The following is a 26931-nucleotide window of genomic DNA, read 5'->3' as shown; positions in this document are numbered from 1 at the left end:
CGAGGATCTAGACTCGACCATCGTGCAGCCGAACTTCCGCCTCCGCAGGGCCTTGCAGCTGGCGCTCACGGCGAACGCCGTGCGCCCGCTACGCGGCAGGGCCTCGATCCCCGCCTTCTTCGCGGGATGGCTCACCGCCGAACTCGCCCCGCACCTGCTGGCACTCACCGCCGCCGACAGCGCCGCACATGTGGCCCGGAACGGGTTGCGCCGGTCCGACCGGCTCGGACTCACGATGGCCGCGGCCTCAGCGGCCGGACTCGCCACCCTGGTGGGTTCCGGGCTCCGTGCCAGGGACGAGGTCGAAAAGGCCCTCACCGAGGCGCTCGGCTCGGACTACGGCGACGAACCGGACCCGGCTGACCTCGCGGTTCCGTGGCGGCAGCTGCTCCTGCCGTTTCGCATGCACGACCCCCAGGTTCGGCGCGACCGAAACATCGCCTACGCCACGGGCGGCAAGCGGTTCCTGCTCGACGTTCGCCGGCCCGTCGAACCCGGATCGGGACGTCCGGTACTGCTGCAGGTGCACGGCGGCGCCTGGATGGTGGGCAACAAGGACCGGCAGGGCATCCCGCTGATGACCTATCTGGCCCGTCACGGCTGGGTCTGCGTGGCGATCAATTACCCGCTCTCGCCCGCCGCCCGCTGGCCGGAGCATGTCGTCGCGGCGAAACGGGCCCTCGCGTGGATCAGGGAGCACATTCACGAATACGGCGGCGATCCCGGCTTCGTCGCCGTCACCGGCGGTTCGGCCGGCGGGCATCTCGCGGCACTGCTCGGCCTCACCGCGAACGACCCGCTGCTCCAGCCGGGTTTCGCGGAGGCCGACACGAGCGTGCAGGCCTGCGTGCCGCACTACGGGGTGTACGACTTCGCCGCGACCAGCGGTGACCGAGCCAGCAGGGCCAGGCTGCGGACGGTGCTCGCCAAATACGTGGTGGGCAAGGATCCAGTCGAGTTCCTCGACGACTACGTCGCGGCCTCTCCGCTGGACCGGATCACCGGGAACGCGCCACCGTTCTTCGTGATCCACGGCGAGCACGACACGCTGGTGCCGGTGCGCGAGGCCAGGGAGTTCGTCCGCAGGCTGCGGGCGGCGTCGGCGAAGCCGGTGGCCTACGCCGAACTGTCCGGTGCGCAGCACGCTTTCGACATCTTCCCCTCGATCCGCAGTGCACACGTGGTACGGGGCGTGCACCGCTTCCTGGAGTGGGCACGGACGCACACGCCGGCGCAGGTCAGTCCCGGGGCAGCCCGAGGAGGCGCTCCCCGATCACGTTGAGCAGCACCTGAGTGGTGCCGCCCGCGATGCTCAAGCAGCGGGTGAGCAGAAACTCGTGCTGGGCGGCGGCGGTCGAGGGCCGCACCGCGACCGCGGCCGCTCCAAGCGACCCGAGCGCGAACTCCGCCACATCCTGCCGGTGTCGCACCCCCAGCAGCTTGCGCACACTGGACTCGGAGCCGGGTTCCTGCCCGGCGAGACTGCGTAACGTCGCACGCAGCTCCAGCACCGAACCCGCGGTGCCCTGAGCGATGAGTTCGCCCAGCCGCGCCGAGGCCGCGGCCACGGCTGTGCCGGCCGCCGGGGTCATGGTCGCGAGCAGGCCCTCGACCGCGGCACCGACCGAAGGCCCATTGCCGAGTGCGACTCGCTCGCTGGCCAGAGTGGTCCGCGCCAGCTTCCACCCGCCACCGACGTCGCCGACCACACAGCCGTCGGGCACGAACACGTCCTCGAGGAACACCTCGTTGAACACGGACTCGCCGGTGATCTCCCGCAGCGGGCGAGTCTCGATCCCCGCGGAGCGCATGTCGACGAGGAAATAAGTGATCCCCTGGTGCTTCGGCACCGTGGTATCGGTCCTGGCGAGGCAGATCCCCCAGTGGGCCTCGCGGGCCAGCGACGTCCACACCTTCTGCCCGGTCAGCAGCCAGCCGCCGTCCACCCGCGAGGCCTTCGTCCGCAGTGACGCCAGGTCCGAACCCGCGCCGGGCTCGCTGAACAGCTGGCACCAGGTGATCTCCCCGCGCAGTGTCGGCCCGAGGAACCGCTCTCGCTGGTCGTCGCTGCCGTGTCGCAGGATGGTCGGTGCCGCCCAGCCGCCGATGACGAGATCGGGCCTGCTGACCCCGGCACTGTCCAGTTCGGCCTCGATGAGCAGCTGCTGCGCTGGCGAAGCACCGAGGCCGTGGGGAACGGGCCAGTGCGGTACCAGATAACCGCCCTCGGCGAGGGCTGTGCGCCGCCGCCCGACGGGCAACTCCGCGATTTCGCGCACGTCCGCCCGAACCTTCTCGGCGAAGCCGGCTTCTTCGCGGTCCCCGAGGTCGAGAGTGAGACGGCGCCGCGAACCGGCCAGCGCCAGCTCCGCCACCCGCAGGCGCCACCGGTCGGTTCCGCCCAATGCCTGCCGGGTGACCATGGCGCGGCGCAGGTACAGGTGCGCGTCGTGCTCCCAGGTGAAACCGGTTCCACCGAGCACCTGGACACAGTCCTTCGCGTTGTCCACCGCGGCGTCCAGACAACCCGCGGCAGCGACCGCGGCCGCGGGGGTCCGTTGCTCCGGCGGTTCGTCCGCGGCGCGGGCGGCGTCCCACGCCAGCGCCGCCGCGGTCTCGCTACGACAGAGCATCTCCGCGCACAGGTGTTTCACCGCCTGGAACGCGCCGATCGGCTTGCCGAACTGCTCGCGAACCCTGGCGTACTCGCCCGCGGTGCGCACGCACCAGGACGCCACACCGGCGGCATCGGCCGCGGCCAGCGTGGCCGCGAGGTCGAGGACCAGCGCGTCGTCGACACCAGGCAGCACGTCGCGGCGGGAAAGCCGGACCCGATCCAGGCTCACGCGCGCGACTCGCCGGGAGAAGTCCAGCGGTCGCGCGGGCTCGATTCGCACTCCGGGCGTTTCCGGCGCCACGACGACGCAGATGACCTCGTCGTCGATCCGGACGGGCAGGAACAGGTGCGCCCCGGGTTCGGCGTCGAGCACGAGCCCCACGTCCCCGGAAAGCAGGAGGCCGGCGTTGCGCTCCGGGACCGCGACGACATCGCCCTGGTCGAGTGCGACCGCGGCCGTGGCCTTTCCGTCGGCCAGTGCGGGCGCCAGTTCCATCGCAACGGGTGACTCGGGAACCCTGGCCAGCAGCAGCCCCGCCAGCACACCACCGAACACCGGTCCCGGCACGAGTGCGGCCGACACCTCGGCGAATCCGGCGGCGACGTCGGCAACCCGCGCTCCGGCGCCGCCCAACTCCTCGGGCGGCGCCATCGCGAACAGGCCGATTCGGGCGAGTTCGGCGAGCAGGTCCGCGCTTTCGGGGGCATCGCCATCGTTCTCACGGGCGCGGACGGCGGACGTCGTGGCCCGGCCGGCGGCCCAGCCGCGGATCGATTCGGCGAGGGCGAGCTGCTCAGGGGTGATCGCGATCGGCACGTGCTCCTCCATGGGCGAGGTGACCGGCTGACCGCAATTATAGAACGTGTTTCAGTTTCTGTACTGTTGGGTCTTGAGTTGAAGACTGCACGACGTTGGGTACGCTGTGCCTACAAAGTGGAACACGTTTCGGAACAGGGAGAACCGTCGATGGCAGGAAAGCCCAAGGCGGCCACGCAGGCCCGCGCACGAGGCGGGCTGGGCGCGATCGGCGGCGACGAGCTCGGCTCCGCGGCGCAGCGCGACCGTCGCAAGCGAATCATCGACGCGACGCTGGCGCTCGCCGCGAAGGGCGGCTACGACGCGGTCCAGATGCGGGCCGTCGCCGAACGTGCCGACGTGGCGCTCGGCACCCTCTACCGCTACTTCCCGTCCAAGATCCACCTGCTGGTTTCCGGTCTCGCCAGGGAGTTCGAGCGGGCACAGGACAAACTGGACCGGAGCACGATCCCGGGCGACACCCCGACCGAGCGGCTGCTGTTCGTGCTCGGGCGCAACACCCGGATGATGCAGCGGGACCCGCACCTGACCGAGGCGATGGTGCGGGCTTTCATGTTCGCCGACACCACGGCCGCGGCCGAGGTGGAGCTGGTCGGGCGGCAACTGGAGAACATGTTCGCCGCGGCGATGGGGATCGACGACCCGACCGAGTCCGACCGGGCCGTCTTCCACGTCATCGCCGACGTGTGGATGGCGAACCTGGTCGCCTGGGTGACCCGCCGGGCCTCGGCCACCGACGTCGCGAACCGCCTCGAACTGTCGGTGCATCTGCTGCTCGACAAGTAGCGATACCCGCAGCGGGCGCCGCTACGCCGTCAGTTTCGGGAGCACCTCGCGGCCGAAGGTCTCGATCCACTCGTCCTGGTTGCGGCCGACGTTGTGCACGTAGATCCGGTTGAACCCGGCGTCGACGAACTTCTGCAGCGCGGCCCGGTGCACGTCCGGGTCCGAGGAGACCACCATGCGGCCCTCGAAGTCCTCCGGCCGTACGAGTTTCGCCATCTGCTCGAAGTCGAACGGCGAGCGGATGTCGGCCTTCGGGAACTTCATCCCGCCGTTGGGCCACTGATCCAGCGCGTTCGCCCAGGCCTGCTCGTCGGTGGCCGCCCAAGACAGGTGCACCTGCAGCAGCTTCGGCATGGTGTCCGGGTCCTTGCCCGCCTTGCGCGCACCCTTGCCGAAGTTGTCCAGAATTCCGCTGAGCTTCTCCAGCGAGGCACCGGGCGTGATCAGTCCGTCGGCCAGTTCGCCGGTTTTACGCGAGGTGTACGGGCCTGCTGAGGCGATGTAGATCGGCGGCGGCGCCTCCGGCAGCGTCCACAGCCGGGAGGTGTGCAGCTTGAAGAACTCGCCGCTGTGCTTGACGTCCTTGCCGGAGAAGAGCTTGGTGATGACCTCGAGCGCCTCGAACATCCGCCGCACCCGCTCGGGAGCCTCGGGCCAGTACCCGGCGATGACGTGTTCGTTGAGCGCCTCACCGGAGCCGATTCCCAGCCACGTGCGGCCCGGATAGGTCGCCTCCAGGGTCGCCGCCGCCTGCGCCACCATCGATGGGTGCAGCCGGAACGAAGGGCAGGTGACACCGGGGCCGAGGTCGCCGGTGGTGTTCTCGGCCAGCGAGGCCAGCACGCTCCAGACGAAGGAGGCCTCCCCCTGCGCCGGAACCCACGGCTGGAAATGGTCGGCCGCCATCTGCCCGGAGAATCCGTGCTGCTCGGCCAGTGCGGCCAAGCGGATCGACTCCCGCGGCGAGAACTGCTCCAGCGCCGCCGCGATCCCGATCTGAACGTCACCCACGCGTTGCTCTCCCCTGCTCGCCCGATCCTGTGCTGCCGCCAACCTACCGCGTGTTACCGGATCTTCCGAAAACGCGCGGCCAGGTAACTCATCGGCCGGTGACAGCCACGTTCTCGGACACTCGATCAGCGAAACTCGTCGGCCACCTTCGCCAGCTCGTCCAGCTTGCTCAGTGTCTCGGCCTCGGGCATCGTCTTCAGCAGGAACGTCACCCGCTCGACGCCGGCCTCGCGGTACCCGTCGAGCAGGCCCTTGTCGGTGCCCGCCCCGAAGATGGTGAACGGGATATCGGTGCGGCCCTGCTCCGCCAGCCACTGCCGGACGCGCACGAGCTCCTCCGGTGGCGTATGCGCGCGGGGCAGCCACGCGTTCCCGTACTCGACCAGCCGGGTGAGTGCACCCTTGCTCTCGCCGCCGATGTAGATCGGCGGATGTGGCGTCTGCACCGGCTTGGGCCACGCGTAGAACGGCGCGAAGTCGAGTAGTTCGCCGTGGAACTCCGCCTGTTCCTTCGTCCAGGTCTCCTTGAGCACCTCGAGCTGCTCGTTCAGCAGCTTGCCTCGGGTGGTCGGGTCGGTGCCGTGATCACGCATCTCCTCGAAATTCCAGCCGACGCCCACACCGAACGCGACCCGGCCGCGAGAGATCAGATCCAGACTGGCGACCTCCTTCGCCGTGTGGATGACATCGCGCTGGATCTGCAGGGCGATGCCGGTGCCGAGGATCAGTCGCGAGGTCGTGGCCGCGGCGGCCGTCAAGGCCACGAACGGATCAAGCGTGCGGTAGTACACGCGGGGCAGGTCGCCGCCGCCCGGATACGGGCTCTCCCGGCTGATCGGGATATGCGAATGCTCGGCGAGGAAGAGCGAGTCGAAACCCCTCGTTTCCAGCGCCGCACCCAGCACGTCGGGGCGGATTCCTTCATCTGTCACGAATGTCGAGACACCGAACTCCATACGAAGGTCGAACACCAGCGAAGCGCTGCGCATTCCCGCCGTCACTGATCGAATCGGGCCGCGTCCGTCATCCGGCACAGCCATCGTCTGCCCCAGCTGGTGACACTGCGCAATCCATCGATTTCGACGGTCATCTCCCGCACCTAACGTCGATGGCGGCGGCCGCACCGGGCCCCGCGGGCAGGAGGAACTCCAATGACGATGGGTGCCACGGCATCAGTACTCGACACGCTGGGGGCGGTGACCCTGCTCGCGTGGACGGTGGCCATGTGGGCGGCCGTGGCCGTGCTCGCGTACGCGAACCGAGGGCCGGTTCGACCGTGGGTGTACCGCACGGCAGCTGCCCAGATCTTCCTCGGCGTCGTTGGGCAGCTCGGTCACCTCCAGGAGCACATCGCGCAGGTCGGCTACTGGGTGGTCAACCCGAACGCACCCGCCTGGATGACCCCGTGGGGTACCGGGCTCGCCGACGGGTTCGGCCAGATCGACCACTCGAAGCCGTCATTGGGAATGGAGATACTGCACTTCGCGGGCAACCTGTTGTTCCTGGCCGGGATCGTGGGGGTCATGTTGATCACCCAGCGGGCCGTGCGTTCGAAGGCCCGCACGTGGGCCAAGATGGGTGTGTGGATGCAGGGGATCCACGGACTCGAACACTTCGTACTCATGCTGACGGTGTGGCTGGGCGCTCCCAGGGCGATCGGCATGTCCACCTGGTTCGGCCTGCTCGAGCCCGGACCGGGGCTGTGGACCTACCGAGTCTGGTGGCATTTCGCCGCCAACGTCGTCGGCTCGGTGGTCTTCGCAATCGCCGTCTACCACCTGTGGCGCGAACGCGGCCGGATCGCGAGCGCCTACCAACCCGCTTCCACCACCGGGAACGAGCCGCACACGAATCAGCGCTCACCGGTGGCCAGCAGGAACAGCGAGGTACCGCCGAGCCGCTCCGCTGAGACCCCTGCCCCGACCGGTGCGGCTCAGCGGTAGCGCAGGGGAATCTCCGCCAGCCGGTCCAGCATCGCCAGCGTGTCCGCTTCCGGCACGGAAGGCAGTCCGAGGGTGACCCGTTCGACGCCGGCTTCGGCGTAGGCGTCCAGGACATCGGGCCGGTTGCCCGCGGCACTGGTAGCGGTCACCGGCACATCGGGGCCCGCATGCTCGCGCAGCAGGTCCAGCTGCCCGCGCACCTGGTCCGGCTCTCGTACGGCGTTCGGCAGCCAGCCGTTCGCGTGCGCGGCCACCCTGCGCACAGCTGGCTCCCCGTTGCCGCCGACGTAGATCGGCGGGTGCGGCCGCTGCACCGGCTTCGGCCACTGGAAGATCGGGTCGAAGTCCACATGCCTGCCGTGGAACTGCGCCTCCTCCTTCGTCCAGATCTCCCTGATCGCCTCCAGCTGCTCGTCCAGCAGCGCACCCCGCACCCGCGGGTCCGTTCCGTGGTTGCGCATCTCCTCACGGTTCCAGCCGACACCGACGCCGAAGATCACCCGTCCCGCGGAGATCAGGTCCAGCGTCGCGACCTCCTTCGCCGTGTGGATGACGTCTCGCTGGATCAGCAGGGTGAGCCCGGTCCCGAGGCGCAGGCTGGTGGTCACCGAGGAGATCGCACCGAGCGCCACGAACGGGTCCACCGGCCGGTAGTAACCGCGTGGCAACTCGACCCCCATCGGATGCGGGGTCTCCCGGCTAACCGGAATATGCGAGTGTTCGGCCAGGAACAGCGATTCGAACCCCCGCTCCTCAAGTGCCCTGCCCAGTGCGGCGGGTGCGATGCCCTCGTCGGTCGCGAATGTCGAGATGCCGATCTTCATAGGAGAACGGCTACCACAGATCGCCCCCGATGTGTTCCACCGAATGCCGGACGGGGCCCGGAATCGGGATTCCGGACCCCCGACAGCCGGTGCCGTCGACGAGGTGGTGTTGTTCCCCGAGCCGTTTCCGGCGCTTCGTCAGATGTTGCGCCGGTACTGCCCGCCGACCTCGAAGAAGGCCTCGGTGATCTGGCCGAGTGAACACACCCGCGCCGCGTCCATCAGCACTCCGAACAGGTTCTCCCCGCCCCGGGTCGCCGCCTCCCGCAACGCGGTCAGCGCCTGCTGTGCCTCGTCGTGGTGGCGATCCTGGAAGTCGGCGAGCCGGTCGAGCTGGGACTGCTTCTCCTGCTCGGTGGCCCTCGCCAGCTCTACGGTGCCCTCCTCCTCGTCCGGGTGGGGGTTGCGGAAGGTGTTCACCCCGACTAGGGGTAGCGAACCGTCGTGCTTGAGTCGTTCGTACAGAATGGACTCGTCCTGGATCTTGCCGCGTTGGTAGCCGGTCTCCATCGCGCCGAGAACGCCGCCCCGCTCGGAGATGCGGTCGAACTCGGTGAGCACGGCCTCCTCCACCAGGTCGGTCAGCTCGTCGATGATGAACGAGCCCTGCAGCGGGTTCTCGTTCTTGGACAGGCCCCACTCCTTGTTGATGATCATCTGAATGGCCATCGCACGACGCACCGAGCTCTCACTCGGAGTCGTGATCGCCTCGTCGTAGGCGTTGGTGTGCAAGGAGTTCGCGTTGTCGTAGAGCGCGCACAGGGCCTGCAGTGTCGTGCGGATGTCGTTGAAGCTCATCTCCTGCGCGTGCAGTGACCGGCCCGAGGTTTGCACGTGGTACTTCAGCTTCTGCGAGCGGTCGTTCGCGCCGTAGCGCTCGCGCATCGCGACCGCCCAGATCCGCCTCGCGACCCGGCCCAGCACCGAGTACTCCGCGTCCATCCCGTTGGAGAAGAAGAACGACAGGTTGGGTGCGAAGTCGTTGATGTCCATCCCACGCGACAGGTACGACTCCACATAGGTGAAACCGTTGGCGAGGGTGAAGGCGAGCTGCGAGATCGGGTTCGCACCGGCCTCGGCGATGTGGTATCCGGAAATCGAGACCGAGTAGAAGTTGCGCACCCCGTGCTCGATGAACCACTCCTGGATGTCGGCCATCATCCGCAGTGAGAACTCGGTGGAGAAGATGCAGGTGTTCTGCCCCTGATCCTCCTTGAGGATGTCGGCCTGCACTGTGCCGCGGACGTTGCGCAGCGCCCACTCGCGGAGCTCGGCGTACTCCGCGGCTTCGGGCTGCCTGCCGTGTTCCTCGACGAAGGCGTTCACCCGCTGATCGATCGCGGTGTTCAGGAAGTACGCCAGAATCGTCGGCGCCGGGCCGTTGATCGTCATCGACACCGACGTGTTCGGCGACGTCAGGTCGAAGCCGTCGTAGAGGACCTCCATGTCCTCGAGGGTGGCGATCGAAACGCCGGAGGTGCCGACCTTGCCGTAGATGTCCGGCCGGGTGTCGGGGTCGTGGCCGTAGAGGGTGACCGAGTCGAACGCGGTCGAGAGCCGCTTGGCCTCGGAATCCGAAGAAAGGTACTTGAACCGCCGGTTCGTCCGGAAGGCGTCCCCCTCCCCCGCGAACATCCGCGCCGGGTCCTCGCCCTCCCGCTTGAATGGGAAAACCCCTGCGGTGTAAGGGAAGTAGCCGGGCAGGTGCTCGCGGCGCAGGAAGGACAGCAGCTCGCCGGGATCGGTATAGCGCGGCAGGGCGACGCGGGGAATCCGGCTGCCGGACAACGTCTCCCGCCACAGCTGGGTGTGCAGCTCCTTGTCGCGGATCCGCACCACGAGCTCGTCGGCCCGGTAGGACTCCGCCAGTTCAGGCCAGGACTCCAGCAGCGTGCGGCTGTCCGCGTCGACCGCGGCCTCGGCCCGCTCCACGAGGGCGCCGATCGCCTCGGTATCGGCTCCCTCGGCGCCGAGCGCGTCGCGGGCGGCGACCAGGTGCGCACGGGTCCGGACGGCCTCAGCCTGCTCTTCGGTCCGCTCGTGATAGCCACGAACCGTGTCGGAGATGTCGGCGAGATAGCGCGACCGCGAGGACGGGATCACCGTGGAAGCGTCGGTGGAGACCTTGCCCTCCACCTTCGGCAGCACACCGGGAGACACCGCGAGTCCCCGCTCGGCCAGTCCATCGCGCAGATGCTGGTACAGGGCGGTCACGCCGTCGTCGTTGAACTTCGCGGCGCTCGTGCCGAACACCGGCATGTCCTCCGGCGCGGAGTGGAACTGCTCGCGGTTGCGCACCAGCTGCCTTGCGACGTCCCTTCGCGCGTCCTCGGCGCCGCGTCGCTCGAACTTGTTGATCGCGACCACGTCGGCGAAGTCGAGCATGTCGATCTTCTCCAGCTGAGATGCGGCCCCGAACTCCGGCGTCATCACGTACAGCGAGTAGTCGACGTGGTCGATGATGCCCGCATCGCCCTGGCCGATGCCCGGCGTCTCCACGATGACCAGGTCGTAGCCCGCCGCCTTGCAGGCGAGCACCGCGTCGTCCAGACCCGCCGGGATCTCACCACTGGTGGACCGGGTGGCCAGCGAGCGGAAGAAGACGGGTGAACCGTCGAGGCAGTTCATCCGGATGCGGTCGCCGAGCAGCGCGCCACCACCCCTGCGCCGGGAGGGATCCACCGCGAGTACGGCGACGCGCAGCTTGTCCTCCTGGTCGAGGCGGAACCGGCGGACGAGTTCGTCGGTGAGCGAGGACTTTCCCGAGCCACCGGTACCCGTGATCCCCAGCACCGGAACGGTGCGCGAGCCGGCGGCGTCGGCGATCGCCGAGCGCCAGTCCTCCGGCAGCGCCTCGCGCTGCAGCCGCGTGATGGTCCGCGCGAGCGTCGGGACATCCCCGGAGAACAGCTTGTCCACCGAGTGCGGCTGCTCGATCGTCAGCTCGGTGTCGCACTCCTGGATCATCAGATTGATCATCCCGGGCAGACCCATCTCATAGCCGTCGTCCGGCGAGAAGATGCGCGCCACACCCCTGGAGTGCAGAAGCTCGATCTCCTCCCGCACGATCACGCCGCCACCGCCGCCGAAGACCTTGATGTGGCCCGCCCCGCGCTCGGCGAGTAGTTCGACCAGGTAACTGAAGTACTCGACGTGCCCACCCTGGTAGGCACTGATCGCGACACCCTGGACGTCCTCGGAGATGGCCGCCGTGGCGACCTCGTCCACCGACCGGTTGTGCCCGAGGTGTACGACCTCGGCACCCTGCGACTGCAGAATGCGCCGCATGATGTTGATCGACGCGTCATGGCCGTCGAAGAGGCTGGACGCGGTGACGAACCGGACCGGGTGTTCGGGACGGTGCAGTGAGGCGCTCATTCCTCCAAAATACTTGGACTTCCTACTATTTTGAAGCGCAAGAGCACCGTGATGGCCATCTCATTCGCACTTTCACCCCGAAAGCGCCCCTCGCACACGCAAAGTAGCCGCACTTTCCCGGGAAAGTGCGAGGTCCGGTGCTCGCGCCGGGGGCTACTGGGCGACCGGTGAGCGCATCGCGATCCACTGCCGCATGGCGTACTCGACCAGCGTGATCAGTGTCTGCTTCGTCGATTCGCGATCCCTCGCGTCGCAGCGCACGACCGGGGTTCCTGGATCGATTGAGAGCGCTTCGCGAACGTCGTTGAGGTCGTGGTGCAGCATGCCGTCGAACGTGTTCACCCCGACGATGTAGGGCAGACCGCGGTCCTCGAAGAAGTCCACCGGGGCGAACGAGTCGGCCAGCCGGCGCGTGTCGGCCAGGACCACTGCCCCGATCGCACCGCGGACGAGGTCGTCCCACATGAACCAGAAGCGCTGCTGACCTGGCGTACCGAAGAGGTACAGAATCAGGTCCTCGTCGAGGGAGACACGACCGAAGTCCATCGCGACCGTGGTGGTCGACTTGTTCGGAGTCGCCTCGAGGTCGTCGATGCCGGTACTCGCATCGGTCATCATCGCCTCGGTGGTCAGCGGCACGATCTCCGAGACCGATCCCACGAACGTCGTCTTGCCCGCGCCGAATCCACCGGCCACGACGATCTTGGCCGAGGTCATGGTCGACGACGCGGTCTCCCGCGGTGCCTTAAAGCCGACGGAGTCCACTCAAAACCCTTTCCATCAAAATCAGGTGTTCCTCGGCACCTTCACTGCCCGCGGCGGTCTTGTGCACGGTGACCAGCCCGGCGTCGGCCGCGTCGCTGATCAGGACCCGCGCGACTCCGAGCGGAACACGAAGGGTCGAGGCGATCTCGGCCACCGACCGGGGGGTACGGCACTCTTCCATAATCGAGCGGTGCTCGACCTGCTCCGGTGCCGCGACACCGGCACCGCGTTCTCTGGTGGAGATCAGTGTCTCCAGTTCCAAGGGATAGTTCGCCTTGGTGCGTCCTCCCGTAATCGCGTACGGGCGAACGAATCCTGTCTCTTCCGTCGGATGCAAGGGTATGGCTTCGGCCGACACAAGTTGCTCCTCTCCGGTCGAATACCCGGGGCCCTCGGGGTCGCCGACGCGTAGAGGCTCGGGCGACGGGGCAGCAGTGCCGCCCTTGGAGTTCTTGTCCTTCTTGCGCTTCCGACGACCACGTCCGGAGTCCAGCGTGAACGAGTCGAGCACTTCGGCGAACGTGCTCGCGTCATCGTGCCCGGCGGCGCCGCTCCCCTCGTCCGGGGAGTACTGGTTCGCCCCGGACCCGTCACCGAATGGTCCCGGTCCCGTGCTCATCGGGATATCATCCCACTGGTTCACCGATCAGCGAGCCACCAGCACCCTGAAGCTGCGCGCGCAGCTCCGGCGTGAGGATCTGGCCGACCCGGTCCACCAGCAATGTCATCTCGTAGGCCACCTGACCGATGTCGCACGTCGGTGCCGCGAGAATGGCCAGGCAGGATCCGTCACTGATCGACATCAGCACCATGATCCCGAGTTCCATCTCGACCACGGTCTCGTTGACCGCACCGGCCTCGAAGCACCGCGCGGCACCTTGCGTGAGACTGACGAGACCGGACGCCACGGCGGCGAGTTGGTCGGCCCGGTCCAACGGCAACCGGTTCGAGGCCGTGAGGAGCAATCCGTCCGCCGAGACGACCACGGCGTGCGCCACGCCCGGTACCCGCTCGGCGAAATCGTTGACCAGCCAGCCGAACTGGTTCTGCTGCGGCTGTGCCCTATCCGGCGAGCTCATTCACCCTCCACTTTCTCGTGCTTCACGTCGGTCTTCTGAGCCGTGTGATGGCGCCCCCGACGGATCCCCTGCTGGAAACTGCTGAGCCGCCCGCGAACGTTCTGCGGATCGCGTTCCGGACGCGGGGCGGGGGCACCAGCTCCCGCGGCCGCGCTGCCGGGCAGCAATTGTTCGCCACGGCGGCGCCGGGGCAGTCCAGCCGCGGTGAAACTCGACGGTGCCGAACCCGGGACCGACTGCGCCGCGCGTACCTTGTCATCCGCGGCGAAGCTCCATGCGGACAATGTTCCGGACTGGCCAGGGGATTCGGTGCTCGCCGCGCCGGAATCAGTTGCCGTCACCGGGTTTTCCGAAGACTCGGCGGACGTCTCCGACGTCGCTTCCGCCGAAACCTCTTCGACCCCACCGGCCTGACTGTCCTTGGTGGACTCCGGTGCGACCGGTGTCGTTGCCGGTCCCGCGGGAGCGGCACTGGCCGCTGCCGGTGCGGAGCCGGCGGGCTCGGGCGTGTTCCCCGGTCGCGGCTTACGCTGCGGCAGGGGCGCGCTTTGTCCTGACCCGGTCGCGGACCGGTTCTGCCGAGCAGACTGACCGGACGGGCCCTGCTGTCCCGGCGACTCCTGTCGCGTCGCATCGGTCCGCTGCCTGCGTCCACGATGGACGCCCTGCTGGAAGCTGCTCAACCTGCCCCGGACGTCGTCCGGATCGCGGGCGGGCAGTTCCGGCTCGACGGGAGTGTCGGTCCGCTCGGGGACCGGGATCGGCCCGGCACTGCCGGGCATGAGCTGTTCACCACGCGTCCTGCGGGGCAGCCCGGCCTGGGTGTAACTGGACGGTTCCGACTGGGACACCGCCTGCACGGTGCGCCAGTTCTCGTCCGACGCGAAGTCCCAGTTACTCGCCTTGGCCGGAGTGTCCGCGGACTTCCCAGCCGTGCCGGCGTCGTCGCTGGCAGCATCGGCAGGTGCGCTTGCGGCGTCCTTGCCCTTGGTGCCGTTCTTGTCCTCCACCTTGGACTTGGCCTGGTCCGCCGGGCGCGACGAAACAGCGGTCTTCGCGGCCGCCGCGGCCGCGCTCGCGTTCTCCTCCGGCGTCCGGAACCACGCGGAGAGCATGGCGTCGAAGATCGGCGTGGTTTCCGACCGGCCCGGCCTGGCGGCCTGCTTCGCGCGGCGCTCCGCGTCCGCGGCCGTCGTCGCGGCGCTCCACCAGTCGCTGAGCACCCGGCTGTTGGCCTCGAACAGTTCCTTGCCGCTCGGCAGCGCCTCGTCCGCCCTGCGTGCCGCGGTCTCCGGATCGGAACGGCCCTGCGGTTCGGTCGCGCTCGAACTGTCCGTCTCGGCCGAAGGGGCTGCCGCATCCGGTTCTGTCGCGGCGATCGCGGCGTCCGTGGCGATCGTGGTGTCCGTGGTGTCCGTGGCGTTCCTGGGCTCCTGGCCCGGAACCTTCACCTTCCCGGACTCGGTGCCGGCGTCGCTCTCGGCCGCGTCCGGTGCCTGCTGCTCGGCCGTCGCGGGTTCGGCGGGCCGGGGCGGCGGTACCCGTTGCGGTTGACCGGTCTCCTCGTCGTCCCTGGAGATCGGGCTGAACAACGCCGTCCCGGACACCTCCATGTCCGTGGGCGGGCCCGCGGCGTCCCGTTTGGAGTCCGCACCCGCCAGTCTGCGTTCGATCGCCGAACCCGGCCCCGGGGACGGCTTGCCCTGCAGGTTCGACAGCGCGCCGGGGCGGGGCGACCCGTTGGCCGGGCGCCTGCGGGGAAGCTGCCCCGGCGCCGGCGGACGCACAGGAGCAGGCCGGTCCGGCCCAGCCGGGGCGGACTGCGGAGAGGGCGCCGGTTGCGGCGGGGCGATGCCCTGCCCCGCCGACTCCAGCACGAGGGTGGCCGGGACGGTCACAGTGGCCCTGACACCCACGATGTCCTTGCCGCCGTGCAACGCGACGCCGAACCCCTGCCTGGTCGCGAGCCTGCCGACCACGAAGAGGCCCATCCTGCGCGAGGTGGCGAGGTCGATCGAACCCGACTCGGACAGCCGCGCGTTCGCCTCCGCGACCTCGGCCTCGTTCATCCCGATGCCGTTGTCCAGAATGTCGACCGAAAGCGATCCGTCCTCCGCGAGCCGGGTCACGACGGTCACCTGTGTCTCGGGTGCGGAGAACGCGGTCGCGTTGTCCAGCAGTTCGGCGATCAACCGCATCAGATCGCTGGCGGCGAAGCCGACCACGCGCACCTGGGGCGGCGTCCGCACGATGACCCGTTGGTACTGCTCGATCTCCGACACGGCGGCACGCATCACGTCGGTGGCCGTCACCGGCTGGCCCGACCGCCTGCCCGGCTCGGCGCCGGAGAGCACCATCAGGTTCTCGTTGTTGCGCCGCATTCGGGTGGCCAGGTGATCGAGCTGGAACAGAGTGGCCAGCTGGTCGGCGTCCTCCTCGTCCCGCTCCAGCCGCTCGATCAGCTGCAACTGCCGCTGGACGAGACTCTGACTGCGGCGGGAGAGGTTCACGAAGACACTGCTGTACCCGGTCCGCATCGCGGCCTGCTCTACCGCGAGACGCAGCGCCTGCGTGTGCACGGCGTCGAACGCCCTGGCGACCTCGCCGATCTCGCCGCCCGCCTGGACCGGCACCGGCTGCACGTCCGTGCCCTGAACCCGTCCTTCCTGAATGTTCACCACGGCAGCGGGCAGCTGGTTCTCCGCCACGTCCATGGCACCGGCGCGCAGCTTGCGCAGCGACCGGAGCAGGTGGGTGGTGATCACGAAGACCACCGCGACCGCCAGCGCCAGTGCCGCGAACAGCAGTACGGACAACACTCCCGCCGCGCTGCTCGAGTCGTCCACGAGTTCCGCGGAGACCCCGCTGAGCTCGCCACCGGTTTGTGCGGTCAGTTCGCCGAGCCCTGCCGCGACCGCGCCCGAGGTGTCGCTCCACTCCTGGGGCGAGAGCCGGGCGACGTCCGCACCCTGGTCGCCGAACGCCGTCGAAACAAGCCGGGCGCGCGTGTCCAGCGCGGCGGCGGGCACCATGGTCTCGAAGTCCTGTCGCCGCTGCTCGGTCGCGGCTGCCCGGAACTCGGCGAGCCGGTCGGCGAACCGGATCTCGGTGGCCCGCAGCCGGTCGAGCTCACTCGGGGCCAGCGCATCGCGAGCGATGCCGTAGTCGAGCAGCGCGCGCTGGACGGACAGTTCCTCGCCGGCTGCCAGCAGTGCGTGCAGCGCGCTCGGCGCCTTGCCGATCTCCGGATCGTTGACGCCGGAAACCACCGCCGTGTCCAAGCCGAGAAGGGCGTCGGTAACAGCCGAGTAGGCGGTCACCGCAGCCACCGGCTCGACCTGTCCCGCGGCGACCTGCTCCCGCAGTCCCGCGAGCTCCCCCAGTTGCGTCGTGACGTCGCCGTTGGCCGCGGCGATCGTGTCGTCGATCTGCAGCGCGCGAGTCGTGGCGCCGGCCAGCTCCTGTACCGCCGTGTCGACCTCCGCCCGCACGGCTTCGAGTTCATCCGAGGAGCCGGCCGTACCGCGTGTGAGCAGCTGCGCGGTGAGAGCACGCTCCCGCTGCAGGGCGTCGAGCGCCGATCGCCCTTGCTCCTCGACGCCGACGAGTGCGTCGATCCGCTCGTGCGAATCCGCACGCTCGACCTGCCCGGCGATGGTGGTGATGCCGAGCACCAGGGCGATGAGGATCGGCACGATCGACACCGCGGCGAGCTTGACGGGCAAGCTCCAGTCGCGCCATTCCAGCAGGGCGCGCCATTTAGACGGTTGTGGCGGTTGTTTGCCGAGAAGCTTGCCAACAGGCACTTGGCCTTGTCCTGCGACGGTCACGAAGGTGACTCCCTGTCCGGCGTGGTCGGTGCGTGCAGAGCGTTCACGATGCCCCGGTCACCCGACCGGGATCGCGCGGGTAACCGCGCCGATTCCGGCCACTGGTGGCGTCGTGCCTCGTCTCAGCCGCATCCGATCCATCCTTCTCACCGCTGGTTCAGTGGTCCATGGTCCCAGTAGCCGCGTCGGCGGCTTACCGCCGGTCGTCGCCGGTGATCGGGCGACCCTGTGGTCCGCTCCGCCCGGATGCAAGTGCAGCTGCACGGGCATCCGGGTAAGAACGACGCCTTATCGATCACCTTGGCGGACGTGGCCAAAGAAGCGTACACCAATCGAGTGCAAATCAATTGCTGTGACAAAACAGCGGATGACCAGCAAGAATGACGTTGTGAACAATTTCGCAAGCCACCCGATCGGGCGGTCCGCACACGAACCGTAAATCTGGTTACAGATTAAACAGGGCCAACCCTGCTCACATCACCCAGTTAGCCCTTGCGTAGTGCCCGACCCACCCAAAAGTCCTACGCCGCGTGCTTACGGAGCGACAACATCGGCGAAAACTATCCCCGATGTTGTGGTGTTGCCTCACCTGTTCCCGAATCAGCCCCGCCAACCCGCCGCCGCGGTTACGACCAGCGCGTATTCATCGCCCGCCAGTGCCCGCGACTTTTCCACCGGGAATGGTCGGCGACACATGCGACCGGTTCGACAGTCACTGACCGTGATAATTGTCGGGATTATGGTCGGGTTGGTTCCTTCGTCTGTCCTATTCCCGTCGGTAAGAACAACGCGGGGTCGGACCGTCGGGCACCAGTGAGTGATATGCGGCGACGACCCCGGGCGTCACGGTGATCTTCCTCGCAGGGGCGTGTGGCGGTCTCCGCCGCGTTCGGCCGCACACGAGCAGGCGGAAACGGAGGTCCGTTCACTCGCCCGGATCCGTTCCTGGGAGCCTCGGGGGTGTGAGCGACCCGCTTGCGGCGATCCGCCGCTTCCTGGACCGGCACCCGTTGCCGACGCCTTGTCTGGTCATCGACGTCGACGCGGTGCGGGAACGCTACCGGGCACTGTCCACTGCGTTCACCGCCGCCGGTGGGGCCCGGGTCTACTTCGCTGTCAAAGCGTGCCCCGAGCCCGCGGTGCTCGCGGCCCTCGCCGCCGAGGGCGCCAGCTTCGACGTGGCCAGCCCCGGTGAGATAGACCTGTGCCTGCGCCAGGGCGCCGCGCCCGCCGCACTCTCCTACGGCAACCCCATCAAGAAGGCCTCGGCCATCGCATACGCGCACAGCGCCGGTGTCCGCGAGTTCGTCTGCGACGCCGAGAGCGACCTGGACAACCTCGCGCGGCACGCGCCGGGGGCCGAAGTGTCCGTCCGGTTACTTCTGGACGCCCCCGACTCGGTCACCCCGTTCGGTGCCAAGTTCGGTTGCGAGCCCGAGGTCGCCGTGGGTCTGCTGACCCGGGCCGCCGAACTCGGTCTCGACCCCGTCGGGCTGAGCTTTCACGTCGGCTCCCAGCAACTCGACGTCAAGGCATGGGATCTCGCGATCGGTACCGCGGCGAGGGTGGCCTCGGCGGCGGGCACTCCGCTACGCCGGCTCAATCTGGGTGGCGGGTACGCCACGCCCTACCGTGGATCCGCCCCGGCGCTCGCCGAGTACTCGAGTCAGGCGGCCTCCTCACTGCGCACCCACTTCGGTGCCAATGCTCCGGAACTGCTGATCGAACCGGGCAGGGCGCTGGTCGCCGAGGCGGGCATGATTCGCACGGAGGTCGTGCTGGTGGCCCAGCGAAGGGCGGCGGACCCCCGCAGGTGGGTCTACCTCGACATCGGCAGGTACAACGGACTGGCGGAGACCGAGAACGAGGCGATCGCCTACCGTGTCGAGCGCGCGGGGGGAGTTCGTGACGAACCGGCTGGGCCGGTCGTACTCGCGGGACCCACCTGTGACGGCGACGACGTGCTGTACCAGCACACGCCGTACCGGTTGCCGTTATCGCTCCGACCAGGTGATCAACTCGACATTCCGGGAGCGGGCGCGTACACGGCAAGCTACTCCTCGGTCGCCTTCAATGGGATCGAGCCACTGCGGACTTACTGCATTTCAGGAGGGAGATGGATTGATGAGAGTGCGCGATCGGCACCGTGACCAGTCCGGGTACGGCACCGAGCTCGGCGCTGGCCCACCGGCGAGTGAGGTGGCGACAGCCTCCCCCGCTCCACCGGACAGCGAGGCACCAGGGCCGGTCGGCCTGTTCGCGGGCAAGCATGTGCTGGCCGAACTGAAAGGCGTGGACGAGGCCGTGCTCGATAACGCCGAACTGCTGCGACAGGTGCTGGCCGAGGTACTGACCCAGGCGGGCGCGACCGTACGCGAGGTGATCGCCCACCGTTTCGAACCGCAGGGTGTCACCGTGCTCGCGATGCTCGCCGAGTCCCACGCGTCCGTGCACACCTACCCCGAGATCGGGGCCGCCTTCGTGGACGTCTTCACCTGTGGCGACAAGGCGAAACCCGAACTCGCCGTCGAGCTGCTCTCCGGGGCGCTCGGCACCGGTTCGTTCACCATGTCCACCGTCGACCGCGGGCACGGCACCGCGGACCCGAGGAGCTAGTCCCCATGCCCCAGAAGATCACCGAACCGCTGGGCCCTGGTCTGTCGCGGACCTGGGAGCTGTCCGACGTACTGCTGGACACCCAGACCCAGTTCCAGCACGTGGTGATCGGTCGCACCGAACAGGGCATCTCGCTGTTCTGCGACGACGACCGGCAGAGCACCGACGCCAGCCAGCTCGTCTACCACGAGGCACTGCTGGTCCCCGCGATGCTGCTGGCCGAACACGTCCGCCGGGTCCTGGTCATCGGATCCAGCGAGGGGGTCCTCAGTCAGATCGCGGTGGCGCAGGGTGCCGAACTGGTGGATCACGTCGACATCGACAGGGAGGCTGTCGCCGCCTGCGCCGAGTGGTTGCCCTACGGCTACACGCCGGAGGAACTGGCCGCCGCGGAACAGGGCGCGGGTGCCGTGCGCCTGCACTATCGGGACGGCTGGGAGTTCCTGGCCGAGACCGCGAACGGACAGACCCGTTACGACGTGATCGTGATCGATCTTCCGGACGAGAACACCGACGCCGACGCGCAGCACAACCGCTTGTACGGCAAGGACTTCCTGACACGATGCTCCGGTGTGCTCGCGGAAGGCGGAGTCGTGGTCGCCCAGGCGGGCTGCCCGACGCTGTGGCGCAACGAGACCCTGCGTGCGGCCTGGCGCCGATTTCACGAGGTGTTCGGCACGGTCCTCTACTACGGATCGGACGAGCACGAGTGGGCGTTCCTCAGTGGGCGAGCCGATGAACTGGACGCGCCGATCCCCACACTGATCAGGAAACTGCCCGACGCGGGCTACCAGCCGTCCACTCTGGACGCGGACTCGTTGCGCGGGTGCACGGTGCCACCATTGAGTATCCGGCGGGGGTAGAGGTCAGATCTTCTGGCCTGCCTGGACCCGGCGGGTCACCGCTCGCTCGACGATGAAGGACACGAACGGTACGCAGCCGGCCAGCAGGACGCCGACGGTCCCCTTCACCGACCACCTGGCCTTGATCGCCAGGTCCACGGTGAGCACCAGGTAGACCATGTACACCACACCGTGGATCGGGGAGTACACCGCGGACGGGTCCGGGTTGCCGAAGCCGTAACGCAGCACCATCACGACGACCAGACCGAGCAGGCCGACGCCGGTCACGTAGGCCGCGGTGCGAAACCGGGACAGCGGTCCCCGTAGCGTGCTCGCCGGTGTCGATTCGTCAGTTCGCGTCGTCATGGTCGTGCGCGGCCTCTCTCCGGGTGTCACGTCAGTCGTGTTACGTCAGTGTTGCTGGTCATGGCGGTGCAGTTCGGCCAGGTAGCGGTTGTAGGCCGCCAGCTCGTCGTCGGGCTCGTCGTCCGGGGGCGACACCCGGGATCCGTGCCGCTGGGCGGCGGACCGGACCGGCGGTGCGTCCGCGGAAGGCTCGCCGGCCTCGGTCGCATCCGCCTCCTGGGCCGCTCGACGGCTCAGGACGCGGATGCGCCAGAACATGAAGGCGGGGAACAGCCCGAAAAGCGGCCACTGCAGGACGTAGCCGAGATTCTGGTAGGTGCCCCCAGCCGAAGAGAAGCGGTCCCACTGCCACCAGGCGAGGCCGCAACAGAGGACAAGGCTCAGCACGCAGACACCCGCGATCGCGAGTCGCCGGATTACCGTGGAGCCGAAATGCACGTTTCGACGCTAGCACCTGGCGTGCTATGACCCGATTCAGGCCGGGTCGCCGATCGGCCCTCAGGCGCCCTGCGCACCTGCCGCGTAACCGTCCGCGAGACCGAAGACCTTCTGCGCGTACTCCACCGAGTTGTTGTAGGACATGATTCCTGCCCACCACCCCTCGGCGCTGGCCATATCCCGGTCATTGACACAGAGATAGCGGGCGGCGGCCAGTGCGGCGTCGTCGATCTGCTGGGGGTCGCCGCGTCCGTCACCGTCGCCGTCGGCCGCGTACTTGGCCCAGGTGGTGGGGATGAACTGCATGGGTCCGACGGCCCTGTCGTGAGTGGGATCACCGTCAAGCCGGCCGCCGTCGCTGTCGGAGATCGCCTTCACCCCGGCCGATCCGTCCAGCGGAACGCCGATGATCGGCTTCGACGGCCTGCCGTCCTCGCCGAGCGTCGCACCGCCATAGCGGCCGTGGTCGGACTCGATCCGGCCGATTCCCGCGAGTGTCGCCCAGGACACCTTGCACTCCGGCTGCGCCGCTCGCAGGGCGAGTTCGGCGTTTCCGTAGGCCATCAGCGCCCTCGCGGGGACGTCGACCGCGGCGGACACGCTCTTGGCCCACTCGCCGAGTGACCCCGGCCCACTCCGCTGCTCCGTCTGCTGCTCGCGTTGTTCCTCAGCCCCGCTGCCCGCGGGCGCGCGCCCACCGGCCAGCGGCGTCTTCACCGGTGCGACGCTACCCGGCTCGACCTTCGCGGCGGCGATCTCCAGCGCTGGGACCTCGGTGGTGGTTCGCCCCGCTTCTGGAGTCGCGACGCTGGTGACCAGCCACATGCCGCCCACCGCCACTGACAGGACGACCACCACGATGGCCAGCCTGCCGAGGACCGCGACGGCCGGCCCCCGGGATCGCGACCGGCCGACGGCCGCGCCGTCCTGCTCAGGATCCCCGGGGTTGTCGGCGGTCTCGTCCACTGAGTCGGGCGTGCCGCGCACGAAATGAGCCTCCAGCGTGAGAGCCGTTTAACTGAACAACGATCTCGCGCAGGTTAGCGTTACGCACTGATTTCCCGCACGTGGCACGCCGCGTGGACGAGGGTCAGCTCGCCGCGTCGCGCCGCTGCCTGGCCAGCCTGGCAACACACCATGCCGGGGCGCTGCCCCTGCGCAGGTGCTCCAGCACCGTCAGCGGGCCGAGCCTGCGGGCCAGATCGGACGGTGCCAGCCCGGCCGCACGGTAGTCCAGTGCGCGCTGGTCGAGCGGGCTGATTCCCGCGTCCCACCACTGCGCCGCCTCGGCGACGTCGCCGATCATCTGCCACCAGCCCGCAGCGGCCGCGAGCAGGTCCTCCGGGACGTCGGGCAGCCGGGCACGCATCGCGGCGAGGTAGCCGGGATCTGCATCCACCTGTGCCCATGTGGCGGCACCGGAACGCTTGCGCTGGCCGGGAATTCCCGGCGCGGACTGCGGTGCGTCGGCCAGCCAGGCCGAGGCGATCTGGTTGATCTCGCGGTCCTCCGCGCTTTGCTCGCGCTCGGCCGCCCACTGCTGGATCAACGCGTCCACTCCGGGATCTCCGGTCATCCCTGCCTCCTCCGCAACGCACACTGCTGTAGGCCAGAACTGGTCGTGACTTGAGAACGTGTAGAGCAATCCTGCTGCGTGGTGGTGGCCCCGCGACCACCAACCGATCACGCAATGTGAGCACCGTAGGACCGCGCCCCTGCTATCCGCCAGACCCCCGGTGCGACGAATTCCCCGACCAGCGCCTTAACCGAAGCAATCCACCCGGATGGTGGAGCGATTTTTCGATGTACTCGCCAGTACTAACTAGGAGTAGTCAATACGGGAAGTGAACAGCAAAACTGCCGGCACCCCGATCGTGGTGCCGACGTTTCGCGATGTGGGATCAGGCGAACAAGCTCTTCACGAATGTGACGATGGCTTCCGCGCCATCACGCAACCAGCCGAGGGCGGTCTGCACGGCCTCCGCGGACTGGGTGGGCTGGGTGATCAGCAGGAATAGGACCAGGGCGACGACGCCGATCACGAGAACGTTCTTGATTGCCGGCGACATGGCTCCATCCGTTCAGCTGTCGTCGACCCCGCCCGGGTCCGCGACCTCAGTCGAACCCTGCCGGAGCCCGGTGGTTCCCATCGAACTCGACCATCATCCCCCGCCGGTGGCGGGATTCGGGACATGATCGCACCGATGGGTGGACCTGGCTACTTTCGATTACTCAATCGGATCCCCCTTTCGGGGGCCCGAATCCCACTGTAGAAGAAGCAGGGCGTCCGGCCCGCCGGGACACGCCAAGGCGCGGCGGGCCGGACGCTCGGCCGAGGCCTCAGTTCACCGCACCCGCCGACCGCAGCGCCGCGATCTCCTGCTCGTCCAGGCCGAGTTCCACGAGCACCTCGGCGGTGTCGGCGCCCTTCTCGTGCGGCGCCTCAGGTACACCGGGCGGGGTCCGGTCGAACTTCGGACCCGGCGCGGGCTGGACGGTGCCGTCGATCTCCACGAAGGTGCCTCGGGCGGAGTTGTGCGGGTGCTCGGCGGCCTCCCACGGCGAGAGCACGGGAGTGAGGCAGGCGTCGGATCCCTCCGCCTTGGCCACCAGTTCGTCCCTCGAGTACTTGCCGATCGCCGTGGCCAGGATCTCGCGCAACCGCGGCCACTCGTTCTTGTCCAGATGGAACGGCAACTCCTCGGCGTCCAGCTCCAGCACCCGGACCAGATCGGCCCAGAACCGCATCTCGATGGCGCCGACCGCGACGTACTTGCCGTCCGCGGTCTCGTAGGTGTCGTAGAACGGCGCACCGCCGTCGAGCATGTTCTCCCCACGCTCCCCCGCCCAGACACCGGACGCGCGCAAGCCGTGCAGGTGCGTGGTGAGCAGTGCCGCTCCATCCACCATGGAGGCATCCACGACCTGCCCCTGCCCCGAGGAAGTGCGTTCGTAGAGCGCGGCGAGCACCCCCATCGCGAGGAACAGCCCGCCGCCACCGAAATCGCCCACCAGGTTCAACGGGGGTACCGGCCGTTCACCCGCACGCCCTACCGGCTCGAGCGCACCGGCGAGGCCGATGTAGTTGATGTCGTGTCCCGCCGCCGTCGCCAGCGGCCCGTCCTGTCCCCAGCCGGTCATCCGGCCGTAGACCAGGCGCGGATTGCGGGCCCGCACCTCGGCCGGACCGAGCCCGAGCCGCTCGGCAACGCCGGGCCGGAAGCCCTCGATCAGGACGTCGGCCTTCTCCGCGAGGCGCAGGACGAGTTCGACCCCCTCCGTGGTCTTCGTGTTCACCCCGATGGTGCGGCGCCCACGCATCAGCGGGTCGTTGGAGAAGCCGAGCACGTCCTCGCCAGGGGTGGCGCGGTCGATCCTGATCACCTCCGCACCGAGGTCGGCGAGCATGGTGCAGGCGAACGGCGCGGGTGCCAGCCCGGCCAGCTCGATGACCTTGAGTCCGGTCAGCGGGCCACCACTCATTGAAGTTCCTTCCTGTGCTGTGCGAGCTAGGCGGGGATCAGAGCGTCCTGGAGATGATCTCCTTCATGATCTCGCTGGTACCGCCGAAGATCCGGGAGATGCGAATGTCGGCCCACGCACGCGCGATCGGGTACTCGGTCATGTAGCCGTAGCCGCCGAAGAGCTGCAGGCAGTCGTCCACGACCTTGTTGACCCGTTCGGTCGTCCAGAGTTTCGCCATCGCCGCGCCCTGCACGTCGAGTTCGCCCCGCAGGTGCCGTTCGATGCACTGGTCGAGGTAGGCCCTGGCGACCGCGGCCTCGGTCGCGGCCTCGGCGAGGGTGAACTTGGTGTTCTGGAAGTTGAAAACCGGCCTGCCGAAAGCCGTGCGGTCCTTCGTGTAGGCGATAGTCTGGTCGATGGCGGCCTCCATGCCGGCCACCGCGCTCACCGCGATGATCAGCCGCTCCTGCGGCAGCTGCTGCATGAGCTGGATGAACCCGAGGCCCTCCTGCTCGCCGAGCAGGTTCTCCATGGGCACGCGGACATCGTCGAAGAACAGCTCGGCGGTGTCCTGCCCCTTCAGGCCGACCTTGTCGAGCACGCGGCCGCGCCGGAAGCCCGGGGTCGAGGTCTCCACCGCGATCAGCGAGACACCCTGCGCCCCGGCGTCCGGGTCCGTCTTCACCGCGACCACGACGAGGTCGGCGTGTGCCCCGTTGGTGATGAACGTCTTCGCGCCGTTGATGACGTAGGAGTCGCCGTCACGTACCGCGCGGGTCTTGATGCCCTGCAGATCGGAGCCGGTGCCCGGTTCGGTCATCGCGACGGCGCCGACGAACTCGCCGCTGGCGAACTTCGGCAGCCACTCCCGCTTCTTCTCCTCGTTCGCGTAGGCCAGCAGGTAGTGCGCGACGATGCCGTTGTGTACCGACACTCCCCAGGCGCCGTCTCCGGCGCGGGCCTGCTCCTCGTAGAGCACGGCTTCGTGGGCGAAGGTGCCGCCACCACCGCCGTACTCCTCGGGGATCGAGATGGCCAGCAGCCCGACCTCGCCGGACTTCGTCCACAGCTCCCGGTCGACCTGCTTGGCCTCGATCCAGCGCTCCTGGTTGGGCGTCAGTTCCTTCTGGCAGAAGGTCCTCGCGAGATCACGGAAGTCCTCCAGGTCGTCGTCACTCCACGAGCTCCGGTGAATCTGCAACGGCACGGCGAGCCTCCTGGTCTGCGCACTGGAAAACATTCCAGTCGGGATGTAAGTTCTAACCGGAATGTACAGCCCGGGCCCGCAGCGGGTAAAGAGCAACCTCAGGAGGGACCTGTGACCGACGCCACGTCCGAATCCGGGCCGGAGCAGCGGCCGCCGTCCTCCCGGCCCGCGGGTCATCGGACCCAGGCGCAGCGCAGGGCACAGACGCGAGCGGCCTTGCTCGACGCCACCATCGACTGTCTGGTCGAGGTCGGCTACGCGCGAACGTCGATGCTGGAGATCTGCGCACGTGCCGGGGTGTCCAAGGGCGCCGTGCAGCACCACTTCAACGACAAGGCCGAACTGATGGCCGCCGCCGTGGAACACCTCACGGGCAGGCTCAAGGAACAGCGACTCGCCGAGGTGGACGACCTCCCCGCCGGAACGGAACGCATCCCGGCCGCGATCGACCTGCTCTGGGAGGCCTACTCCGGCACCCTCTCCACCGCCGTGACCGAACTGTGGGTGGCGGCGCGCACCGATCCCGAACTACGGGCGGCCATGCGTCCCGTCGACCGGGCACTCGGCCGCTCGGTGCTGGAGAACATCGCCACGGTGGCGGGCCCGGTGCCACGGGAGAAGGTCGAGACGCTGTTCTGGCTCACCGTCAACCTCACCCGAGGGCTGGCACTCGACGCGGAACTGGGCGGCGATCCGACCAGGCGCAAGCAGCTGCTCGAGGAGTGGAAACGGATCGCCGTACAGCTCTACACGAGCGACTGAAGGACGCGGAAAGACCCGTGCCGACGACGGCGGGCCGGTCCGGCCCTCGCCCGGACCGCCCCACCAGTACCCACAGAGACGCGCTGCCCAGCACGGGTATGACGCGCGGTGTCACGTTCCGAAGATGTCCCCAATGCGGCATTGGGGAACTTGAACGTCCCCAATGCCACATTGGGGACATCCCG

General features: G+C 68.4%; 23 protein-coding genes. 7 read left to right on the top strand and 16 right to left on the bottom strand.

Annotation, left to right across the window (positions count from 1 at the left end):
* Positions 1–22 precede the first annotated feature (22 nt).
* The gene (locus tag D0C15_RS03965) at positions 23–1282 is read left to right on the top strand and encodes an alpha/beta hydrolase (protein ID WP_116040965.1); all 1260 of its coding nucleotides are present in this window, start codon (positions 23–25) and stop codon (positions 1280–1282) included.
* On the opposite strand, the gene D0C15_RS03960 is transcribed toward D0C15_RS03965, so the two are convergent.
* On the bottom strand, positions 1239–3434 hold the full coding sequence (locus tag D0C15_RS03960; RefSeq protein ID WP_116041105.1) for an acyl-CoA dehydrogenase family protein: 2196 nt from the start codon (positions 3432–3434) through the stop codon (positions 1239–1241). The genes D0C15_RS03965 and D0C15_RS03960 overlap by 44 nt on opposite strands.
* 150 nt (positions 3435–3584) lie before the next feature.
* Here D0C15_RS03960 and kstR point away from each other — a divergent pair, with 150 nt between their 5' ends.
* Positions 3585–4220, top strand: coding sequence for a cholesterol catabolism transcriptional regulator KstR (kstR, locus tag D0C15_RS03955; RefSeq protein ID WP_116040964.1), 636 nt, complete (start codon positions 3585–3587; stop codon positions 4218–4220).
* 21 nt (positions 4221–4241) lie between these two features.
* Here kstR and D0C15_RS03950 read toward each other — a convergent pair whose 3' ends face one another.
* Both D0C15_RS03950 and D0C15_RS03945 read right to left on the bottom strand, forming a co-directional pair.
* Positions 4242–5231 (bottom strand): TIGR03557 family F420-dependent LLM class oxidoreductase, encoded by a 990-nt coding sequence (locus D0C15_RS03950; RefSeq protein ID WP_116040963.1) that lies wholly within the window; start codon positions 5229–5231, stop codon positions 4242–4244.
* A gap of 125 nt (positions 5232–5356) precedes the next feature.
* Positions 5357–6187, bottom strand: a complete 831-nt coding sequence (locus tag D0C15_RS03945; protein ID WP_116041104.1) for an LLM class F420-dependent oxidoreductase — start codon at positions 6185–6187, stop codon at positions 5357–5359.
* A 195-nt stretch (positions 6188–6382) separates the two neighbouring features.
* On the opposite strand from D0C15_RS03945, the gene D0C15_RS03940 reads away from it, so the two are divergent.
* Positions 6383–7174 carry a DUF6008 family protein gene (locus D0C15_RS03940; RefSeq protein WP_245975551.1) on the top strand — a complete coding sequence of 264 codons (792 nt, stop codon included), beginning with the start codon at positions 6383–6385 and terminating at the stop codon, positions 7172–7174.
* Here the strand turns inward: D0C15_RS03940 and D0C15_RS03935 are convergent.
* The 6 genes from D0C15_RS03935 to D0C15_RS03910 all read right to left on the bottom strand — a co-directional run bounded on the left by D0C15_RS03935 (position 7165) and on the right by D0C15_RS03910 (position 17050).
* Complete coding sequence (locus tag D0C15_RS03935; RefSeq protein ID WP_116040962.1) at positions 7165–7998, bottom strand: LLM class F420-dependent oxidoreductase; 834 nt, start codon at positions 7996–7998, stop codon at positions 7165–7167. The genes D0C15_RS03940 and D0C15_RS03935 overlap by 10 nt on opposite strands.
* A 138-nt stretch (positions 7999–8136) precedes the next feature.
* Positions 8137–11376: a fused isobutyryl-CoA mutase/GTPase IcmF gene (icmF, locus tag D0C15_RS03930; RefSeq protein WP_116040961.1), complete on the bottom strand. Its 3240-nt coding sequence runs from the start codon at positions 11374–11376 to the stop codon at positions 8137–8139.
* A 153-nt stretch (positions 11377–11529) separates the two neighbouring features.
* The gene (locus tag D0C15_RS03925) at positions 11530–12141 is read right to left on the bottom strand and encodes a GTP-binding protein (protein WP_162829889.1); all 612 of its coding nucleotides are present in this window, start codon (positions 12139–12141) and stop codon (positions 11530–11532) included.
* Positions 12122–12760, bottom strand: a complete 639-nt coding sequence (locus D0C15_RS03920) for a DUF742 domain-containing protein (protein WP_116040960.1) — start codon at positions 12758–12760, stop codon at positions 12122–12124. Before D0C15_RS03920 ends, D0C15_RS03925 begins: the two co-directional genes overlap by 20 nt.
* A 7-nt stretch (positions 12761–12767) precedes the next feature.
* Positions 12768–13220 (bottom strand): roadblock/LC7 domain-containing protein, encoded by a 453-nt coding sequence (locus D0C15_RS03915; RefSeq protein ID WP_091674842.1) that lies wholly within the window; start codon positions 13218–13220, stop codon positions 12768–12770.
* Entirely contained in the window at positions 13217–17050 is a 3834-nt protein-coding gene (locus tag D0C15_RS03910) for a sensor histidine kinase (RefSeq protein ID WP_245975550.1), read from the bottom strand. The genes D0C15_RS03915 and D0C15_RS03910 overlap by 4 nt, the downstream gene beginning before the upstream one ends.
* Before the next feature lie 962 nt (positions 17051–18012).
* Between D0C15_RS03910 and D0C15_RS03905 the strand changes: the two genes are divergently transcribed.
* From D0C15_RS03905 to D0C15_RS03895, 3 genes are read left to right on the top strand one after another with little or no spacing between them, the layout of a single operon-like run.
* Positions 18013–19200 (top strand): type III PLP-dependent enzyme, encoded by a 1188-nt coding sequence (locus tag D0C15_RS03905; RefSeq protein WP_116040958.1) that lies wholly within the window; start codon positions 18013–18015, stop codon positions 19198–19200.
* A 49-nt stretch (positions 19201–19249) separates the two neighbouring features.
* The gene (gene speD / locus D0C15_RS03900) at positions 19250–19666 is read left to right on the top strand and encodes an adenosylmethionine decarboxylase (RefSeq protein ID WP_245975567.1); all 417 of its coding nucleotides are present in this window, start codon (positions 19250–19252) and stop codon (positions 19664–19666) included.
* 5 nt (positions 19667–19671) lie between these two features.
* On the top strand, positions 19672–20529 hold the full coding sequence (locus D0C15_RS03895) for a spermidine synthase (RefSeq protein ID WP_116040956.1): 858 nt from the start codon (positions 19672–19674) through the stop codon (positions 20527–20529).
* 3 nt (positions 20530–20532) lie between these two features.
* On the opposite strand, the gene D0C15_RS03890 is transcribed toward D0C15_RS03895, so the two are convergent.
* The 7 genes from D0C15_RS03890 to D0C15_RS03865 form a co-directional block, all read right to left on the bottom strand.
* Positions 20533–20874: a DUF3817 domain-containing protein gene (locus D0C15_RS03890; RefSeq protein WP_116040955.1), complete on the bottom strand. Its 342-nt coding sequence runs from the start codon at positions 20872–20874 to the stop codon at positions 20533–20535.
* 45 nt (positions 20875–20919) lie between these two features.
* The gene (locus tag D0C15_RS03885; protein WP_116040954.1) at positions 20920–21312 is read right to left on the bottom strand and encodes a hypothetical protein; all 393 of its coding nucleotides are present in this window, start codon (positions 21310–21312) and stop codon (positions 20920–20922) included.
* Positions 21313–21372: 60 nt separating this feature from the next.
* On the bottom strand, positions 21373–22299 hold the full coding sequence (locus D0C15_RS03880) for a lytic murein transglycosylase (protein ID WP_425455359.1): 927 nt from the start codon (positions 22297–22299) through the stop codon (positions 21373–21375).
* A 103-nt stretch (positions 22300–22402) separates the two neighbouring features.
* Positions 22403–22888 (bottom strand): helix-turn-helix transcriptional regulator, encoded by a 486-nt coding sequence (locus D0C15_RS03875; RefSeq protein ID WP_116040953.1) that lies wholly within the window; start codon positions 22886–22888, stop codon positions 22403–22405.
* 325 nt (positions 22889–23213) lie between these two features.
* Positions 23214–23381 carry a hypothetical protein gene (locus D0C15_RS34490; RefSeq protein WP_170161320.1) on the bottom strand — a complete coding sequence of 56 codons (168 nt, stop codon included), beginning with the start codon at positions 23379–23381 and terminating at the stop codon, positions 23214–23216.
* A gap of 271 nt (positions 23382–23652) precedes the next feature.
* The gene (locus D0C15_RS03870; protein ID WP_116040952.1) at positions 23653–24795 is read right to left on the bottom strand and encodes a CaiB/BaiF CoA transferase family protein; all 1143 of its coding nucleotides are present in this window, start codon (positions 24793–24795) and stop codon (positions 23653–23655) included.
* 37 nt (positions 24796–24832) lie between these two features.
* Positions 24833–25984: an acyl-CoA dehydrogenase family protein gene (locus tag D0C15_RS03865; RefSeq protein ID WP_116040951.1), complete on the bottom strand. Its 1152-nt coding sequence runs from the start codon at positions 25982–25984 to the stop codon at positions 24833–24835.
* 216 nt (positions 25985–26200) lie between these two features.
* Here D0C15_RS03865 and D0C15_RS03860 point away from each other — a divergent pair, with 216 nt between their 5' ends.
* Entirely contained in the window at positions 26201–26746 is a 546-nt protein-coding gene (locus tag D0C15_RS03860) for a TetR/AcrR family transcriptional regulator (protein WP_245975565.1), read from the top strand.
* Positions 26747–26931 lie beyond the last annotated feature (185 nt).

This window comes from Amycolatopsis palatopharyngis (genome assembly GCF_003385185.1).
Lineage (GTDB): Bacteria > Actinomycetota > Actinomycetes > Mycobacteriales > Pseudonocardiaceae > Amycolatopsis > Amycolatopsis palatopharyngis.
The sequence above is the reverse complement of the archived record's forward strand: the minus strand, read 5'-3'. Positions and strand labels throughout refer to the sequence as shown.

Excerpts from the sequence above, each read along its gene's own strand:
- D0C15_RS03935 (WP_116040962.1), bottom strand. The coding sequence starts at position 7,998 with ATGAAGATCGGCATCTCGACATTCGCGACCGACGAGGGCATCGCACCC.
- D0C15_RS03870 (WP_116040952.1), bottom strand. The coding sequence starts at position 24,795 with ATGAGTGGTGGCCCGCTGACCGGACTCAAGGTCATCGAGCTGGCCGGG.
- D0C15_RS03920 (WP_116040960.1), bottom strand. The coding sequence starts at position 12,760 with ATGAGCACGGGACCGGGACCATTCGGTGACGGGTCCGGGGCGAACCAG.
- D0C15_RS34490 (WP_170161320.1), bottom strand. The coding sequence starts at position 23,381 with ATGTCGCCGGCAATCAAGAACGTTCTCGTGATCGGCGTCGTCGCCCTG.
- D0C15_RS03875 (WP_116040953.1), bottom strand. The coding sequence starts at position 22,888 with ATGACCGGAGATCCCGGAGTGGACGCGTTGATCCAGCAGTGGGCGGCC.
- D0C15_RS03945 (WP_116041104.1), bottom strand. The coding sequence starts at position 6,187 with ATGGAGTTCGGTGTCTCGACATTCGTGACAGATGAAGGAATCCGCCCC.
- D0C15_RS03940 (WP_245975551.1), top strand. The coding sequence starts at position 6,383 with ATGACGATGGGTGCCACGGCATCAGTACTCGACACGCTGGGGGCGGTG.
- kstR (WP_116040964.1), top strand. The coding sequence starts at position 3,585 with ATGGCAGGAAAGCCCAAGGCGGCCACGCAGGCCCGCGCACGAGGCGGG.
- icmF (WP_116040961.1), bottom strand. The coding sequence starts at position 11,376 with ATGAGCGCCTCACTGCACCGTCCCGAACACCCGGTCCGGTTCGTCACC.
- D0C15_RS03915 (WP_091674842.1), bottom strand. The coding sequence starts at position 13,220 with ATGAGCTCGCCGGATAGGGCACAGCCGCAGCAGAACCAGTTCGGCTGG.
- D0C15_RS03895 (WP_116040956.1), top strand. The coding sequence starts at position 19,672 with ATGCCCCAGAAGATCACCGAACCGCTGGGCCCTGGTCTGTCGCGGACC.
- D0C15_RS03890 (WP_116040955.1), bottom strand. The coding sequence starts at position 20,874 with ATGACGACGCGAACTGACGAATCGACACCGGCGAGCACGCTACGGGGA.